The sequence below is a fragment of the Pseudolabrys sp. Root1462 genome, assembly GCF_001426945.1.
Lineage (GTDB): Bacteria > Pseudomonadota > Alphaproteobacteria > Rhizobiales > Xanthobacteraceae > Pseudolabrys.
Genome location: NZ_LMFS01000001.1, coordinates 431,972 through 447,802, shown reverse-complemented (window position 1 = coordinate 447,802; position 15,831 = coordinate 431,972). Strand labels below are relative to the sequence as shown.

The window sequence follows — 15,831 nt, the reverse complement described above, 5'->3', positions numbered from 1 at the left end:
ACGAAGCCGCCGCCTGACGACGGACGCCCTGCCTTCACAAGGAAAGAAAAAGTGCTGGCTGATTTCGTGATGACTCTTGCGCCGGGGCGCGGCCGTCAGCTCGGCAAGTTCGAAAACGGCGTGGTTTCGGTCATCGCGATCGCCACATCAGTGTTCTTCATCCTGCTGGCCTTCGGCGTCTATGTGCAAAGCCAGATTGCGCTCAACTGGTTTATCGGTGCCATTCTCGCGGTCGCCTTCCTGACGACCACCGGAAACCCGAAGCGTCCGACCGGCCGGACGGTTTTTTCCTGGACCGCGGCGATCGTCTCGGTCGCCATCGCGGTCTATTTCACGGTCATGCAGCCGATCTACGACGAGCGGTTGCCGATGATTGACGGTCTCAATCCGATCGACCAGATCGCGGGCGTGATCCTGATCGTCCTGGTGCTCGAAGCGACGCGCCGTTGCATCGGCATGACTCTCGTCTTGGTCGTGATGGTGTTCCTGGCCTATGGCATCTTCGGCCATTTGCTGACGGGACCCTTCTGGCACCGCGAGCTCAGCCTCGAGGAGATGCTCTACCAGATCGTCTACACCACCAACGGCCTGTTTGGCCCCGCTCTGGCGGTCGCCGCGCTTCTGGTGTTCGCCTTTGTCGCTTTCGGGACGTTGCTCGACGCGGCCGGTGGCGGCGACTTCTTCTTCGATCTTGCCAATAGCCTCGTCGGCCGACAGGCCGGCGGCCCCGCGAAAGTCGCCGTGGTGTCGTCGGGCCTTTACGGTTCGATCTCCGGCTCACCGACCTCCGACGTCGTGACGACCGGCTCATTCACCATTCCGTTGATGATCCGCACCGGCCTCACGCCGACCTATGCCGGCGCGGTGGAAGCGACGGCTTCGACAGGCGGCGCGCTGCTGCCGCCGGTCATGGGCACCGCCGCATTTCTGATGTCGGATTTCACCGGCATTCCTTACAGCAGCATTGCCATCGCGGCGGTGGTGCCGGCACTGCTCTATTACCTTTCGGTGTTCCTGGCTGTGCATCTGCGCGCGCGCGTCGATAACCTTCAGCCGTCGGCATCGGCAGACACGCCGAGCGTCCTGACGGTGCTCCGGCATAGCTGGTACTATCTGATCCCGATTTTCATTCTGGTCTGGTACGTGCTGACAGTCGATCGCCCCGCCTTCTCGGCCGCGCTGGCGATGGCGTCGCTCGTTCCGATCCTTCTTGTCCGCGTCCGCAATCCATCCGCCGCCGGCAAGGCGTTAGTGCGCGCGCTCGATGACTCGACACGGCGCATGACCGGCATCGGTGTTGCCTGCGCCGTCGCCGGCCTCGTTGTCGGCACACTCGCCATGACGGATCTGACCGGAAAAATCTCGTCGGCGCTCTTCCTGCTCGCCCACGGCAACGCCCTGCTGACGCTGATCATCGCAACCGTGATTGTCATCATTCTCGGCATGGGCATGCCGACGCCAGCGGTTTATGCGCTGGCGTCCGTGCTTGCCGCACCGGCCCTGCTCGCGCTCAACATTCCGCTACTGCCGGCGCATCTCTTCATCGTCTATTTCGCGTCGATGTCGGCGATCACCCCGCCGGTCGCTGTCGCGGCTTTCGCGGCCGCAACGATCGCCAACGCCAATCCAATGGCCATCGGCTTGCAATGCTGCCGCCTCGCCATTGTCGCGTTCATTATTCCCTATGTCTTCATCTACAATCCCGGTGTGCTGCTGATCGGGTCGGTTGCAGACGTCGTCCTCTCGATCGTCACCGCGACCATCGCGATTGTCGCACTTGTCTGTGCCCAGGAAGGGTATCTCGGCCGTCCGCTCGGAGTGACGACGCGGCTGCTGCTGGTGGCGCTGGGGCTGGCGCTGATGGCGGCGCAGGCCGCGTTCGCGATCCTCGCCTGAGCAGGAGCGCTCAGGCCGCAATCAGGCGCAGCATCGCGCTCGTCGCGGTGCGATAGCCGTCGGCACCGAGGCCGGCGATGACCGCGGTCGCCACCTTCGACACCAGCGAGTTATGATACATCGGCTCGCGTCTGTGGATGTTGGTGATGTGCAGTTCGATGATCGGACCAGGAAACATCTTCAACGCGTCCATGATCGCCATGGACACGAAGGTGAACGCTGCAGGATTGATGATGATGCCGGCGCCTTCGTCGATGGCTTCGTGGATCCAGTCGATAATCTGGGCTTCGCTGTTGCTCTGGCGGAATACGACCGGGTGCGAGCCCGCCGCCTCGCGGCAATAGTTCTCGACATCGGCCAAGGTGGCCTTGCCGTAGATTTCCGGTTCTCGTTTGCCGAGACGGTTGAGGTTCGGGCCGTTGAGAACATAGATCGGCTTGGCCATCTGACGCTTATCCTTTGTAACCCATGATGCGTGGCAGCCAAAGCACCAGATCCGGGAAAATCGTGATCAGCCCGAGCACGACGATCGCCAAGACAATAAACGGCACCGCCTGGCGGACGATGCTGCCCAAAGGTTGACCTGTCATGTTGGCCAGCACGAAGAGTAGCAGGCCATAGGGCGGCGTCAGCAGGCCGATCATGATGTTGACCACGACCACGACGCCGAAATGCACCAGATCGATGCCCAGCGCCTTCGCCGTCGGAATGAGTATCGGCACAACGATCAGGAGAATCGTTGTGCCCTCGAGCAGGCAGCCGAGAATCAGCAGCAGGATATTGACGGCCAGCAGAAACGTCGCCCGCGAGAAGTCGAATTGCGACAGGAAGACGTTGAGGCCGTCGGGGATACGCTCGACGGTGACGACATAATTGAAGGCGAAGGCTCCGGCGATCAGCATGCCGATCGATGTCGTCGCCTTGCCACTGGTGAGAATCGCCTCGTAGAGCTGCTTCCAGGTCACGGCGCGGTAGATCACCGTCGAGGCGAAAAGCGCGTATAGCGCTGCCGCGGCGGCGCCCTCCGTCGGCGTCATGACGCCGCCGTAGATGCCAAACAGCAGGATCACCGGCAGCATCAGCGCCGGGAATGCATCGATCGTGATCTTCGGAATCTCGCGCAGCGGCACCGGCGCTTCAACCGGATAGTTGCGACGCCGCGCGATCAGCGAGTTCGCGACCATGAAGCCGACGCCGAGCAGCACGCCCGGCACGACGCCGCCGAGGAACAGGTAGCCGATCGATGCGTCGGAGACGAGCGCATAGACCACCATCGGGATCGACGGCGGAATGATCGGCCCGATGATGGCGGCGGAGGCGGTAATCGCCGCGGCATAAGCCACCGGATAGCGCCCGTCCTTGGCCATCATGCCGACGATGATGCGGCCGATGCCGACGGCATCGGCGATGGCCGAGCCCGACATCCCAGCGAAGATCATGTTGGCGACGACGTTGACGTGACCGAGGCCGCCGCGGAAGCGGCCGACCAGCACCAGGCAGAAGCGCAGCAGCTTGTCGGTCAGGCTGCCAATGTTCATCAGGTCGGCGGCGAGGATGAACAGCGGGATCGCGATCAGGACATAGCTGTTGAACAGACCGTTGAGCACCTGTTCGGCGGCGGTGCCGAGGTCGAGCCCGGACAGCAGCAGATAGACAATCGTCGCGACGATCATCGAGTGACCGATCGGCAGGCCTAGAATGCCCAGGCCGACGATCATCGCAACGCAAATGGCGAAGGGACTGATGTGCATCGTCAATCGCCGAGTTCGGAGGGATTGGTCTGCGGCGTGACCGTATCACCGCGCAGGGCGTGCCAGACGAGATAGGCGTAGCGTGCGATGCTCGCGACCGCGAAGATGACGTAGATCGAGTAGAGGACGTCCATGCGGATATGGAGATAGGCGGAGCGCTCCACCTTCATGAACGTAACGTAGGAATAGGCCGCCGGCAGCGATAAGCCGTAAACCGCCATCAGCACCACCCCGGTGATCACGGTGAAAATACGCCGGGCGCGCTCCGAGATGTTGCTGTAGATGATGTCGAAGCGGATCTCCTCCGACTCGCGCAGGACGAAGGCGGCGCCCCACAGCACGGTCCAGAGCCAGACGCCGACGATGACTTCTTCCGACCAGCCCAACGGTTCGTTGATCAGATAGCGGAAGACGATTTGCAGGACGAAGGTGACGAACATCGTCGCCAGCAGCAGGACCAAAATATCCTTCGCTCGCCGGCTCAGCCACTGAACGGCCGTCATCACAGTCGGCATCAAATCAGATCCCCCGCCGGTAAATTTTCGGCCGGCACTCAGGCCGGCCGAATGAACCCGAAAAGACCGCGACCTCTTACTTGATCGCGTTGATCTTCTCGAGCGCGCCCTTCGGCCAATCCTTGCCGTACTGGGCGAGATACTTCTTCTGCGCGAACTCGCGGAAGGCGTTCTGATCGGGCTCGTAGATCTTCTTGCCCTGCGACTTGAAGAACTCGATCGCCTCGGATTCCTGCTTGTCGTATTCGGCCGCATTGGCGTCGAAGGCCTTGTCGGCCGCGGCGCGGAACTTGGCCTGCACGTCCTTGCCCAGACCATCCCAGACCTTCTTGGCGACGGTCAGCATGTCGTAGCCCAGCACATGCCGGGTGAGGACGAACTGCGACGTAACTTCGTAGAACTTCATCGTGCGGCCGGCGACCAGCGGGTTGTCCTGGCCATCGACGACACCGGTCTGCAGCGCGGTGTAGAGTTCGGCGTAGGCGACCGGCGTGGGATTGGCGCCCAGCGATTCGCCGAGGAACTGCCAGTATTCGCCCGGCGGCATGCGCAGTTTGATGCCGGCGAGATCGGCCGGCGTCTTGATCTGCTTGTCGGGCTTCAGGTTGACCTGACGCGCGCCGAAATAGACCGGACGGATAACCTCGATGCCCAGCTTTTCGCGGGCCATGTCGATGAATTCCTTGCCGACATCGCTCTGCCAGGTCTTCTTCAGGTGGTCGTAATTGCGGAACAGATAGGCCGAGGTCATCAGCGACCAGGCCGGAAGCTGTTTGGAAATATCGGCGGGCGCAAGATTGCACATTTCGAGATTGCCGCGCTGAAGTGCGACCAACTCGGTGCCCTGCTTGAACAGCGAGTTCGACCAATGCGGCTCGATCTCGATGTCGCCTTTGAGCGCCTCGGCGAAGGCGGCATAGCCTTTCACGCGCAGATCGGTCTCAGAGGGAGCGGCGCTCAACTTCATCTTGGTCGGCGCAGCGAACGACACGCTCGGCAGCATCGATCCGGCGGCAAGCGCCGACGACGCGGCCAGCAGGGTGCGGCGGCTGATGGGCTGGTGCATTAGGTATTCCTCCCCGGTTCTAACTTGTTGGCGTCGATTATCCATTGGACGGAACCGAAATCAATAGGCAAATTCGAAAATCTATGATGAAAAGAAGGTCATATGATTTGACCAAACTGTGCCTGCACGGGCAAATGGCGGAGACTTGCTCTCGATTGAGCCCCGCCCCCGCCGGGTGCTAAAGATCGTAGATTCCTGATTTCGTCGGATGAGGACTGCCCGCGTGCTGGATCAGACTGGATCGACCGAGACGATTGGGGAGAAGACCTACCGCCGGATCCGCTCTGACATCATTTTCGGGCGCCTTGCCCCCGGCCAAAAGCTTCGCCTCGAGCGGCTCAGCACCCAGTACGAGACCAGCATCGCCACCTTGCGCGAACTGCTCAACCGCCTGCTCGTCGAAGGCCTCATCGTCGCCGAGGGACAGCGCGGTTTCGAGGTTATGCCGGTGTCGGCCGACCGCTGGCATGAGATCGCGGCCATGCGCGAACTGCTCGAAGGCCACGCGCTGCGCCAGTCGATCGAGAGCGGCGACGTCGAATGGGAAGGGCGCGTCGTCGCCGCCCATCACAAGCTGGCGACCCTGGAAAAACAGTTGCTGTCAGGCGATCGCTCGCAGACTGAAACCTGGAAACGCTACGACTGGGAATTCCACCACGCTCTGATTTCGTGCTGCGGCTCCAAGGCGCTGCTCGACGCTCATTCGGCGATCTTCGACAAATACCTGCGCTACCAGATTATCGCCGTGGTATTCCGCGGCGAAGCGGCGGCGCGCGAACATCGCGAATTGCTCAAGGCGGCGCTGAAACGCGACGCCGACGCGGCCGCGGATGTGCTTGTGAAGCACATTCGCGATTGCGTGCAACATACTATTAAATCCGGCGCCCTCGCCTCTTAACGCATGGCACCAATGGCTCAGAACAGCGATGAAGGCACCATTGGCGACCGTGCCTACCGCCGAATCCGCGGCGATATTCTGCAAGGTCGGCTGGCGCCGGGCGAGAAGCTGAAACTTGATCGTCTCAAGGAAGATTACGGTGTCAGCGTCAGTACCTTGCGAGAGGTGCTGAGCCGGCTGTCCTCAGAAAAGCTTGTCGTCGCCGAGGGCCAGCGCGGCTTCGAAGTTGCGCCGGTGTCAGTCGAAGAACTCAAGGACATTGCATCGCTGCGGCTGCTGCTCGAGGTCCACGCCATCGCTCAATCGTTCCAGAGCGGCGACATGGAGTGGGAGGCACGCGTCGTCGCTGCCCATCACAAGCTCGCAGCAATGGAAGAAAAGAAGAAGTCCGAGGGCAGTCCGGATAATGAGACCTGGAAACGCTACGATTGGGAATTCCACCAGGCGCTGATCTCGGCCTGCGGGTCGCGCGAACTGATGGAGACCCACGGCGCCGTGTTCGACAAATACCTGCGCTACCAGATGCTGGCGCTGACCGATCGCGGCGAGATCGCCGCCCGCGAGCACCGCCAACTGATGGAGCTGGCGCTGAAGCGCGATGCCGCCAAAGCCGGCGAAGTGCTGAAGGCGCACATTACCGGCGGGGTTGAGCACGCCTTGGCCGTGGGACGTATCGTTTGACGGGTCATACCGTTTTCATCCGAGTAAACATATAATCTCAGTTGTTCTGTTCGGTGTCCCATGCGAGATTGCAGGCGGTCATTCGCTGGAGGTCTGCATGGGCCCATCGCCAATTCGCTTGGGACTAATCGGTGACAATATCGCCGCCTCGCGTTCGCCGGCGCTGCACAGGATTGCCGGCCGGCTGACCGGGCTTGCAGTGAGCTACGACCTGCTGCGACCGGCCGACCTTAAGCGGAGTTTCGAGGACGTGCTGTCCTTCGCGGAGGCCGATGGCTATCGCGGGCTGAACATAACCTACCCGTACAAAGAGCGCGTGATCGCGCATCTCGACGTGCCCGATCCCGTGGTGCGCGCCATCGGCGCCTGCAACACCGTGCTGTTCGGCGGCGGCAAGCCGCAGGGCTGGAACACCGACTTCTCCGGCTTCATGGGCGGCTATCGTCATGTGTTCGGCAACCGCTCACCTGGCCGCGTCGCCATGGCGGGCGCCGGCGGCGTCGGCCGAGCCATCGCATTTGCTCTTTGTCAGCTCGGCGCCACGGAGCTGCGACTGTTCGATGTCGATGCCGGCAAGGCCGCATCGGTAGCCGAGGCACTGCGCCGCCTTCCGGTGACGACATCGGTGAGCGTTGCGGCCTCCATTGAAGATGCGACGCGCGAGGCCGACGGGCTCGTGAACTCAACGCCGATCGGCATGGTCGGTATTGGCGGGTGTCCGTTCCCGGCCGAAACAATTCGCGGCCGCCGCTGGGCCTTCGACGCCGTTTACACGCCCATCGAAACGCCCTTCGTCGTCGCGGCGCGTGCCGCAAGCGTCGAATTGATGAGCGGCTACGAGTTGTTCTTCTACCAGGGTGTCGACGCCTTCCGGCATTTCACCGGACGCGATGTGCCCCAGCAGGCGCTACGCGAAGCACTCGCGCTTGGTGAGGACCAGGTCCCGGCCTGATCAGCGATCCGGAACCGGTTCGCCCTGTGCCGCGAAGGATTGGGCGTTGAGCCGGATCGCTGCGTTCGGAGCGCCGTAGCCGCCATAGCCGTCGCGCTGCACGATCTCGAAGAAAAACCCGCCTTCCATCGTCCCGGTATAGGCCTGGTAATAGGCGCCGTGCTGATCGGTGTCGTAGAGGATGTTGAGCTTCTTCAGCGCGGCGACGTCCTCGTCCGAAAGGTCGGCGCGCGAGGCGAGGTCCTCATAATAGTTCTGCGGCATCGGCAATATCTCGACGCCATTGGCGACGAGTTGGGCCACCGTCTTACGGATATCCGCTGTCGCCAGCGCGATGTGCTGCACCCCCGAGCCAAAGAATTCGTAGATGAAGCGCGACGACATTGTGTGATGGCTCTGCGAGCCGTTGAGCACGAGGCGCAAGCCCTGCCCCGGCGCCGCGAGCGAGCCGCTCTCGATGACCTGGCTCTGCACGATACCCCCGGGATCGACTACCGCCTGGCTCTGCGTCCGCTTCGTTTCGAACAGCGACGAGTAGAACAGCAGCCAGGTCAGCATTTCCTCGTAGAACATGGTCTGCGAAACGTGATCGACGGCGAAGAGACCGGCATCCGGCGTATCGGGCACGACCGGCTCAAAATCGACCGTGGACCAACCGCCGAGCGACGACTTTGCGTCGAGAAAATACAAAAGGCTGCCACCGACGCCGCGTACCGCAGGGATATTGAGTTCGCCGGGGCCGATCGCCCCTTCATGCGGCACGTCGAGCAGCGCCTTGGCCCGCGCGGTAATCGCGTCAGCGTCCGGCACGCGCAGCGCCATGGCGCAGACCGAGGTGCCGTGCGTGATCTGATAGCTGTGCGCGAAGCCGTCGCTCTCGCTGTTGACGACGATACGGATATTCCCTTGCGTCCACAGATTCACGTTCTTGGACTTGTGGCGTCCGGTTTTCGCGAAGCCGAGCTGCGAGAGCAACCGCTCGAAACCGTCGCGGTCGCTCTCGTCCACGGCGAATTCGATGAACTCGACCGCTTCGACCCGCGCCGGCGGCGGCATCGGCACCGCACCCTTGACCGGGGCGCCGTGACGACGCGACGCCTGGTCGAGCAGGTAGATCAGCGAACGATGACCATCGAGCGCGACCGAGCGCGCCGAGCCGGCGCGGAAGCGATCGTTGAAGATTTCCAGCGACAGGTAGCCGTCATAGCCGGTGGCGATGAGTGCATCCATGAAGCCGGCAAGATCGAAGTCGCCCTGCCCCGGCAGACAGCGCCAATGCCGGCTCCACGACAGATAATCCATTTCCAGCTTCGGCGCGTCGGCAACCTGGACAAGGAAGATGCGGTCCTTTGGAAAATTGCGGATCGGTTTCAGATCCGTGCCGCGCGACTGGATGTGGAAAGAATCGAGCACGATGCCGACCCGATCCGAGCCCGAGCGGCGTACGACTTCCCAGGCATCGCGGTAGTCGAATATCTGCTTGCCCCAGGCCAGCGCCTCATAGCCGACGCGCATGTTGCGCTTGGCGGCACGCTCGCCAAGCATGGCGAAATCCTCGGCCAGCCGGTCGATGCCGCCGGAGGCCTCCGTCGATACGCTCGAGCAGACGAACAGCAGGTCGGAGCCCAGCTCCTGCAACAGATCGAATTTGCGCTCGGCGCGATCCAGCGCCTTGATGCGCTTATCGTCGGGCAGGCCCTCGAATTCACGGAACGGCTGGCAGGTCACGACCGTCAGCCCCAGGTCGTCACAGATGCGGCGCACCTGGTTCGGCGAGGCCGGATAGGCGATCAGATCGTTCTCGAAAATCTCAACCGCCTTGAAGCCCGCCGATGCGATGGCTTCCAGCTTTTCGAGCAGATTGCCGGCCAGACACACGGTCGCGATCGAGGTCTTCATCGGCTATCGTCCTCACCTGGAAGCCGCATCACAATCCGGCCGTCTGGGGACCGGTTCCGTAGGCAGCCGTGAAGACATAGAGCCTCGACCAAGCCGAGGCAATTTCATAGACCTCTCGTGAGGGTAACCTCAGGTTATTTCAGCCGCCGGTCCGGCTTCAGCTCACGCCACCGTCGACGATGAAGGTGCGTCCGGTCAGCCAACCGGCGTCCGGCGAAGCCAGGAACACCGCGACACCCGCGACGTCATCGGGCTGGCCAATGCGGCCGAGTGGCGTCATCGCCTTGATGCCGTCGCCACGTTCTTTCAGGATCTTGGTCGTCATTTCGGTCTCAATGACGCCGGGGGCGATGGTGTTGACGGTGATGCCGCGCGGCCCGAACTCCTTGGCCAGCGCATGCGAGAGGCTCGTGACGGCCCCCTTCGACGCCGCATAGATCGACGCGGTGGGGATCGGCCGGGTTGCCAACGCCGAGGAGAAATTGATGATGCGACCACCTGGCGACGGCAGATGCGGCAACGCCGCCTGGATCATGGCGACGGTGCCGAAGACGTTGGTGTCGAAGGTCGAGCGGAACAGGTCCAGATCGCTCTTTTCGAACGGGCGATACTCGGCGACGCCGGCACAGTTCACCAGCACGTCGATACGGCCGAAACGCTCCACAACCTTGGCAACCATTGCCTTGGCGTCGTCGGCCTTGGCGATGTCGCCGGCAACACTCATCGCTTCAGTCCCGGTGCCAGCGATGTCCTTGACGACCGCCTCGGCAGCGGCGGCGCCGCTGCGATAGGCGACCGCCACCTTGGCACCGCAGGCGCCGAAACGCCTGGCCACGGCGGCGCCGATGCCGCGCGAGGCGCCGGTCACCAGCACGACCTTACCGGTCAGTGAATAGGTGTCAGCCGAGGTGTGTGCTGTCATGAGCCATTCCTATCGAAATAAATTGGGCCGCGCCCTACTGCGAGGGCACGGCGTCTTTGGTGATCTCAAGGAGGCGTTCGCGCCATTGCGAGAGGTACGCCTTACGGCCCGCTTCATCGATGCGCGGCGAGGCATAAGCCACGAACGGCGGATACGACCTCATGCCGAGGTATTCGACCATCAGGTGTTGTGTCGGATACAGCACTTGCTCGACCGGGCCATAAACATTCCCTGCCGAAAAGCGCTCGACCGTGCCGCCCGTGGTCAGGCAGAGCAGACCGATCTTGTGCTTGAAGAAGCCGCTGTCGAAGCGCTTACCGTCGGCATAAGCGAAGCCGAAAGCCATCACGCGGTCGAACCAGCCCTTGAGGATGGCCGGCAGGCCACCCCACCAAATCGGGAAGAGCCAGACGATCATGTCGGCCTTCAGCACACGCTGCTGTTCGCGCACAATATCCGGCGCGAAGCCCGCATTGGCGTGGGCGTGCCCCTGCTCGTTCTGATAGTGAAACCGGCTGGCGTCATGGATGCTGACGAAATCGTGCCGGCCGGCAACCGGATTGAAGTTTTCGGCGTAGAGATCGGACACCTCGACGCTGTGGCCGGCCGCGGTCAGCGCCTCAACCGCCGCATCCTTCAGCGCAGCCGTAAACGATGTCGGCTCCGGGTGCGCGTAAACGAGCAGAACATTCATGTCGGAATTCTCGTGATGCGTCAGGTCTTCTTCGCCAGGCCGCCGAACAGGCCCTTGGGGAAGAACAGCAGCACGATCAGCAATAGCGTCAGCGAGACGATGTTCTTGAAGCCGGCGCCGAAGAACACGATCGCCTCGGACTGGATGACGCCGAGGAAGATGCCGCCCACCAGACCCGCGACCGGGCTGCCGAAGCCGCCGATGATCGCGGCGATGAAGCCGTTGATGCCGAACGGCGTGCCGATGAGATAGGCCGTGTACTGCGTCGGTGTGATGAGAATGCCGGCAACGCCGCCGAGAGCGGCGCTCAGCGCGAAGGCGACGACCAGCATGCGTTCGACCGGGATGCCGAGCAGCGCCGCCGCTTCGCGGTTCTGCGCGCAGGCGCGCAGCGCCCGCCCCATGCGGGTGCGTTCGAAGAACTGCGTCAGCGCGAACACCATCAATGCGCCGCAGCCAAGGATCCAGAACAGCTGATAGGGCACGGCGATCGCGCCGATCTTGAGCGGTCCGCCTGCGGTGAATTCCGGATAGGTTCGCGGCTGGTCGCCCAAGGTCAGAATGACGATCTGCTCGATCAGCAGTTGCACCGCGAGCGTCGCCAGGATGATGGCAAACAACGGCGCGTTACGGCGCCACATCGGGTTGATGACGAAGATCTGCACCAGGACGCCCGCGACCGCCGTCAGGAGCGTCGCGAGGATGGCCGACAGCCACATCGGCAAACCGTAGCGCATCAACAAGGTGTGCGCGAACATGCCGCCCAGCATCACGAACACGCCCTGGGCAAAGTTCACGATGCCGCTGGCGTTGTAGATGACCGAAAAGCCGATCGCGATCAGACCATAGATCAGGCCGATACCGATGCCGTTGACGAGGCTCTGGATGAGTTCGACGCCACTAGGCATTGGAGGCCTCCTCGACGCCGAGATAGGCGGCAATGACTTCGGGGTGTACCTTGATCTCGTCCGGCGTGCCTTCGGCGATCTTGCGGCCGAAATCGAGCACGGCGATCCGGTGCGCAATACGCGTGACCAGGGCGACGTCGTGTTCGATCAACAACACGGTCGTGCCCTGCGCGTTGATCTTCAGAATGATCTCGGCGAGGCCTTCGGTTTCCTGCGTGTTGAGGCCGGCGGCCGGTTCGTCGAGCAGCAGCAGCTTGGGCTCGGACGCCAGCGCGCGGGCGACCTCAAGCAAACGCTGCTGGCCGTAGGGCAACAGTTCGGCATCCAGATCGGCATGCGCACTCAGTCCGACGAACTCGAGCAGCTCGTGAGCGCGTTGGCGCACTTCCAGTTCCTGCTTGCGGAACCAAGCCGGTCGGAGCAGCGAGGCGGCAACGCCACCACGGGTCGCCAAGTGGCAACCGACCTCGACGTTCTCGGAGACCGACATGCCCTTGAACAGCTGAACGAGCTGGAAGGTGCGCACCAGCCCCATGGCCGCGATCTCGTGCTGCGGCACGCGCGTGATGTCGCGGCCGTCAAACTCGATGCTGCCGGAGGTCGAACTCAAGAAGCCCGACACCATGCTGAAGAACGTGGTCTTGCCGGCACCGTTCGGGCCGATCACGGCGAACAGGCTGCCTTCCGGCACCTCGAGATCGATGGAATTGTTGGCGACCAGACCGTCAAAGCGCTTGGTCAGTTCGCTCGTCTTGAGGAGAGCCATGATCAGGCCTCCTTCTTGCGGCGGAACAGGGCGCCGAGCGCCGACAGCCCCTTGGGCGCGTAGATCAGTGTCGCCAGCAGGACGACGGCATAGGCGATATCCTGGAAGTGGCCGCTGCCGCGCACGACTTCCTGCAGGAGCGAGGTTACCACCGCGCCGATGATCGGGCCGACGATGGTGCCGACGCCGCCGACGAAGAGCATGGTGAAGGTCATCACGGCCATTTGCGGGCCGTACACTTCAGGGCTAATGAAGCCGACGGTGTGGGCAAACAGCGATCCCGCGGCCGAGGCGTAGAGTGCGGCGACGATAAAGGCGATCAGTTTGAAGCGGGGCACGCGCACGCCGAGCGCGGCGGCCCCGTTCTCGCTGCCGGAGATCGCGCGCAGGCCGCGGCCGAAGCGGGAATCCCGCATGCGCAGCGACAGCCAGAAGCTGAATCCGAGGATCACGGCCAGCACCACCAGCTTCCAGCGTTCGCTATCGACGGTGAAACTGCCGATACCGAGCGGCGGGATGCCGGCATAGCCCATGTAGCCTTGAGTGACGCTCGTCCACTGGATCGAGATATCATAGGTGATCAGCCCGAGCGAGAACGTCGCCATTGCCAGATAGTGGCCGCGCAGGCGCAAGGTCGGGTAGCCGATGATCAGTGCGAAGATGCCGGCGATCACCATAGAGGCAATCAAGGCCAGCAGCGGCTCCCAGCCGAACTGCACGCAGAGAATGGCGCTGCCGTAGCCGCCGATGCAGGCAAAGGCGTTCTGGCCGAAGGAGGCCTGCCCCGTATAACCCATGAAGAAGTTCAGGCCGATGCAGAAGACGCCGTAGATCATGGCGAGCTGCATCACGGTCAGCAGATAGCCGCCATAGATGAGCGTGCCGACAACAGCGAGCGCGGCAAGGCCGAGCAAGCCGACCTGGAAACGGTCGAACCGCGAGGCGAACTTGGTCGCGGGCGGTTTAGCTGAAGTAATAGCGGGCGAGGTCATGGTGCGATTTGATCTCGTGCGTCGGCAATTCGGCGCGAACGCTTGCAGAGGAAAGGATGTAGACACGCTGCGCAAGCTTGAGCGCCAGCGGCGCTTTTTGTTCGACCAGCAGGATACCGAGGCCTTCCTTGTTGAGGGCGCCCAGCGTCGAGAGAATTTCAGTCGCGACGCGCGGCGCCAGGCCGAGCGACGGTTCGTCGAGAATGAGCAGCTTGGGCTCGGCCATCAGCGCCCGCCCAACGGCCAGCATCTGCTGCTCGCCGCCGGACATCGATGACGCCGTCTGGTCGATACGCTCCTTCAGCCGCGGAAAGAGCGTGAACACCTTGTCGAGCCGCCGGTCGAGATCGGCCTGCGAGCCCGCCATCTTATAGGCGCCGAGCTGCAGGTTTTCCCGCACGCTCATGTCGCCGAACAGGCCGCGGCCCTCCATCACCATGATGATGCCGAGCTTGGCCAGGTCGTGTGTCTTCAGGCCGGTAACATCCTGCCCGTTGAACAAGACCTGTCCCTTGCTCGGAATCAGCCGAGTGATGGCGCGGAGCAAGGTAGTCTTGCCCGCGCCATTCGGACCCAGGATCGTGACGAACTCGCCCGGGGCCACATGGAGGCTCGTCGGTCGAAGAGCCTCAATGTGACCGTAGCTCGCCGCCAGATCGCGGACGGAGATGAGAGGAGTAGCCTCCGTCATCTTATTTCCGGAGAACCAGCTTGTCGTCCTTGACGGAGACGAGCACGTACGGGTTCTGGGTGATACCGATGTGGTTTTCGGTGGTGAAGTTGTACGAGGCGCCGGCACCGACATAGGGGCCGAGCTTCTCGAACGCGTCACGAACCTTCTCGCCGTCGGTCGTGCCCGCCTTCTTCATCGCTTCAACCATCATCAGCAGCGAGTCCCAGGCGCGAGAGGCCTGCGCGTTATCGGAGCGGCCGAACTTGTCCTTCATCGCCTTGACGAAGGGCTCGGCAGCAGCGCGAGCCTTGGGGTCGGTGAGAATGCTCATGTCTTCCGACGCGAGCTGGATGAGCGGCGACGGCGCCATGTACTGGTCGCCGAGCACCTTGCCCGCGGCGAGGTGGATGTCGAGCTCCTGGATCGAGCCCAGCATCAGCATGTTCTTCAGACCGAGGCTGCGGATGTTGTTGGCGGCGGTGACCACGGCATTGCCCTGGCCGAGCATGATGACGGCGCCGGCGCCGGCCGCATTGAGACGACCGATCTGCACGCTGAAGTCCGAGTCGTCCTGCTGATAGGTTTCGCTGGCGACAACTTCGAGGCCGAACTCGGCCGCGGTCTTTTCAGCGATGCCCTTCATCAGTGTCACGTACGGGCTCGGATCGGCCAGGAGGCCGATCTTGCGGACCTGGGTCTTCTCCTTGAGGTACTGGTAGCGCGTGTCGACTTCGTACTTCGGCGGCGGCAGGAACTGGAACGCCCACTTAATCTCTTCGGGCTGACGCGGCAGGATCGAGCACAGGAACATCGGCAGTTTGGCGCGAGCAACGAAGCTCGCCGCCGCGAAATTGCCGGCCGAGATACACCCCGAGTCGAAGGCGACGACTTTGTCTTCGCTCATCATCTTGCGGTAAACGACCACAGCCTGCTGCGGCGTCGACTTGTTGTCCTCGGTCACCAGCTTCAGCTGCTTGCCGAGCACGCCACCCTGCTTGTTGACCTGCTCGATCGCCGCCGCGAGGCCGTCGCGCCAGTGAGCGTCGGTCAGCGAGCCGTAGCCGGTGAGACCCAGCGACGAGCCGATGACGATGTCTTCGGCCGACGCAGTCGCGGCCATGCCGGCGGACAGTGCCGCCGCCAGGATGAATGCCTTGCTGTACTTCATTTCAAAATCCTCCCGAGTTTTGTCATTCTTCAGATCGCCGGCGAGCCGGC

The 15,831-nt window shown here is 62.7% G+C and carries 16 protein-coding genes; 4 read left to right on the top strand and 12 right to left on the bottom strand.

Annotation, left to right across the window (positions count from 1 at the left end):
• Positions 1–51 precede the first annotated feature (51 nt).
• Positions 52–1,896: a TRAP transporter fused permease subunit gene (locus tag ASD45_RS02030; RefSeq protein ID WP_056909951.1), complete on the top strand. Its 1,845-nt coding sequence runs from the start codon at positions 52–54 to the stop codon at positions 1,894–1,896.
• Positions 1,897–1,906: 10 nt separating this feature from the next.
• Here ASD45_RS02030 and ASD45_RS02025 read toward each other — a convergent pair whose 3' ends face one another.
• The 4 genes from ASD45_RS02025 to dctP all read right to left on the bottom strand — a co-directional run bounded on the left by ASD45_RS02025 (position 1,907) and on the right by dctP (position 5,228).
• Positions 1,907–2,341: a type II 3-dehydroquinate dehydratase gene (locus ASD45_RS02025; protein ID WP_056909950.1), complete on the bottom strand. Its 435-nt coding sequence runs from the start codon at positions 2,339–2,341 to the stop codon at positions 1,907–1,909.
• A gap of 7 nt (positions 2,342–2,348) precedes the next feature.
• Entirely contained in the window at positions 2,349–3,647 is a 1,299-nt protein-coding gene (locus ASD45_RS02020; protein ID WP_056909949.1) for a TRAP transporter large permease, read from the bottom strand.
• A gap of 2 nt (positions 3,648–3,649) precedes the next feature.
• On the bottom strand, positions 3,650–4,162 hold the full coding sequence (locus ASD45_RS02015; protein ID WP_056909948.1) for a TRAP transporter small permease subunit: 513 nt from the start codon (positions 4,160–4,162) through the stop codon (positions 3,650–3,652).
• A gap of 76 nt (positions 4,163–4,238) precedes the next feature.
• Positions 4,239–5,228, bottom strand: coding sequence for a TRAP transporter substrate-binding protein DctP (dctP, locus tag ASD45_RS02010; RefSeq protein WP_056909947.1), 990 nt, complete (start codon positions 5,226–5,228; stop codon positions 4,239–4,241).
• A gap of 208 nt (positions 5,229–5,436) precedes the next feature.
• Here dctP and ASD45_RS02005 point away from each other — a divergent pair, with 208 nt between their 5' ends.
• The 3 genes from ASD45_RS02005 to ASD45_RS01995 all read left to right on the top strand — a co-directional run bounded on the left by ASD45_RS02005 (position 5,437) and on the right by ASD45_RS01995 (position 7,759).
• Positions 5,437–6,126 carry a GntR family transcriptional regulator gene (locus ASD45_RS02005; RefSeq protein ID WP_056909946.1) on the top strand — a complete coding sequence of 230 codons (690 nt, stop codon included), beginning with the start codon at positions 5,437–5,439 and terminating at the stop codon, positions 6,124–6,126.
• 12 nt (positions 6,127–6,138) lie between these two features.
• Entirely contained in the window at positions 6,139–6,807 is a 669-nt protein-coding gene (locus tag ASD45_RS02000; protein ID WP_056909945.1) for an FCD domain-containing protein, read from the top strand.
• Positions 6,808–6,904: 97 nt separating this feature from the next.
• Positions 6,905–7,759 carry a shikimate dehydrogenase gene (locus ASD45_RS01995; RefSeq protein WP_056909944.1) on the top strand — a complete coding sequence of 285 codons (855 nt, stop codon included), beginning with the start codon at positions 6,905–6,907 and terminating at the stop codon, positions 7,757–7,759.
• Here the strand turns inward: ASD45_RS01995 and ASD45_RS01990 are convergent, their stop codons facing one another.
• The 8 genes from ASD45_RS01990 to ASD45_RS01955 form a co-directional block, all read right to left on the bottom strand.
• Positions 7,760–9,658 carry a sugar phosphate isomerase/epimerase and 4-hydroxyphenylpyruvate domain-containing protein gene (locus tag ASD45_RS01990; protein WP_056909943.1) on the bottom strand — a complete coding sequence of 633 codons (1,899 nt, stop codon included), beginning with the start codon at positions 9,656–9,658 and terminating at the stop codon, positions 7,760–7,762.
• A gap of 157 nt (positions 9,659–9,815) precedes the next feature.
• On the bottom strand, positions 9,816–10,580 hold the full coding sequence (locus ASD45_RS01985; RefSeq protein WP_056909942.1) for a 3-oxoacyl-ACP reductase family protein: 765 nt from the start codon (positions 10,578–10,580) through the stop codon (positions 9,816–9,818).
• Positions 10,581–10,614: 34 nt separating this feature from the next.
• Positions 10,615–11,274, bottom strand: coding sequence for an NAD(P)H-dependent oxidoreductase (locus tag ASD45_RS01980; protein WP_056909941.1), 660 nt, complete (start codon positions 11,272–11,274; stop codon positions 10,615–10,617).
• Positions 11,275–11,294: 20 nt separating this feature from the next.
• Positions 11,295–12,182, bottom strand: a complete 888-nt coding sequence (locus tag ASD45_RS01975) for a branched-chain amino acid ABC transporter permease (protein WP_056909940.1) — start codon at positions 12,180–12,182, stop codon at positions 11,295–11,297.
• Positions 12,175–12,948: an ABC transporter ATP-binding protein gene (locus ASD45_RS01970; protein ID WP_056909939.1), complete on the bottom strand. Its 774-nt coding sequence runs from the start codon at positions 12,946–12,948 to the stop codon at positions 12,175–12,177. Before ASD45_RS01970 ends, ASD45_RS01975 begins: the two co-directional genes overlap by 8 nt.
• Before the next feature lie 2 nt (positions 12,949–12,950).
• Complete coding sequence (locus ASD45_RS01965) at positions 12,951–13,940, bottom strand: branched-chain amino acid ABC transporter permease (RefSeq protein ID WP_056909938.1); 990 nt, start codon at positions 13,938–13,940, stop codon at positions 12,951–12,953.
• Complete coding sequence (locus ASD45_RS01960) at positions 13,912–14,631, bottom strand: ABC transporter ATP-binding protein (RefSeq protein WP_056909937.1); 720 nt, start codon at positions 14,629–14,631, stop codon at positions 13,912–13,914. Before ASD45_RS01960 ends, ASD45_RS01965 begins: the two co-directional genes overlap by 29 nt.
• 1 nt (position 14,632) lies before the next feature.
• On the bottom strand, positions 14,633–15,781 hold the full coding sequence (locus ASD45_RS01955; protein ID WP_056909936.1) for an ABC transporter substrate-binding protein: 1,149 nt from the start codon (positions 15,779–15,781) through the stop codon (positions 14,633–14,635).
• Between the last annotated feature and the right edge of the window lie 50 nt (positions 15,782–15,831).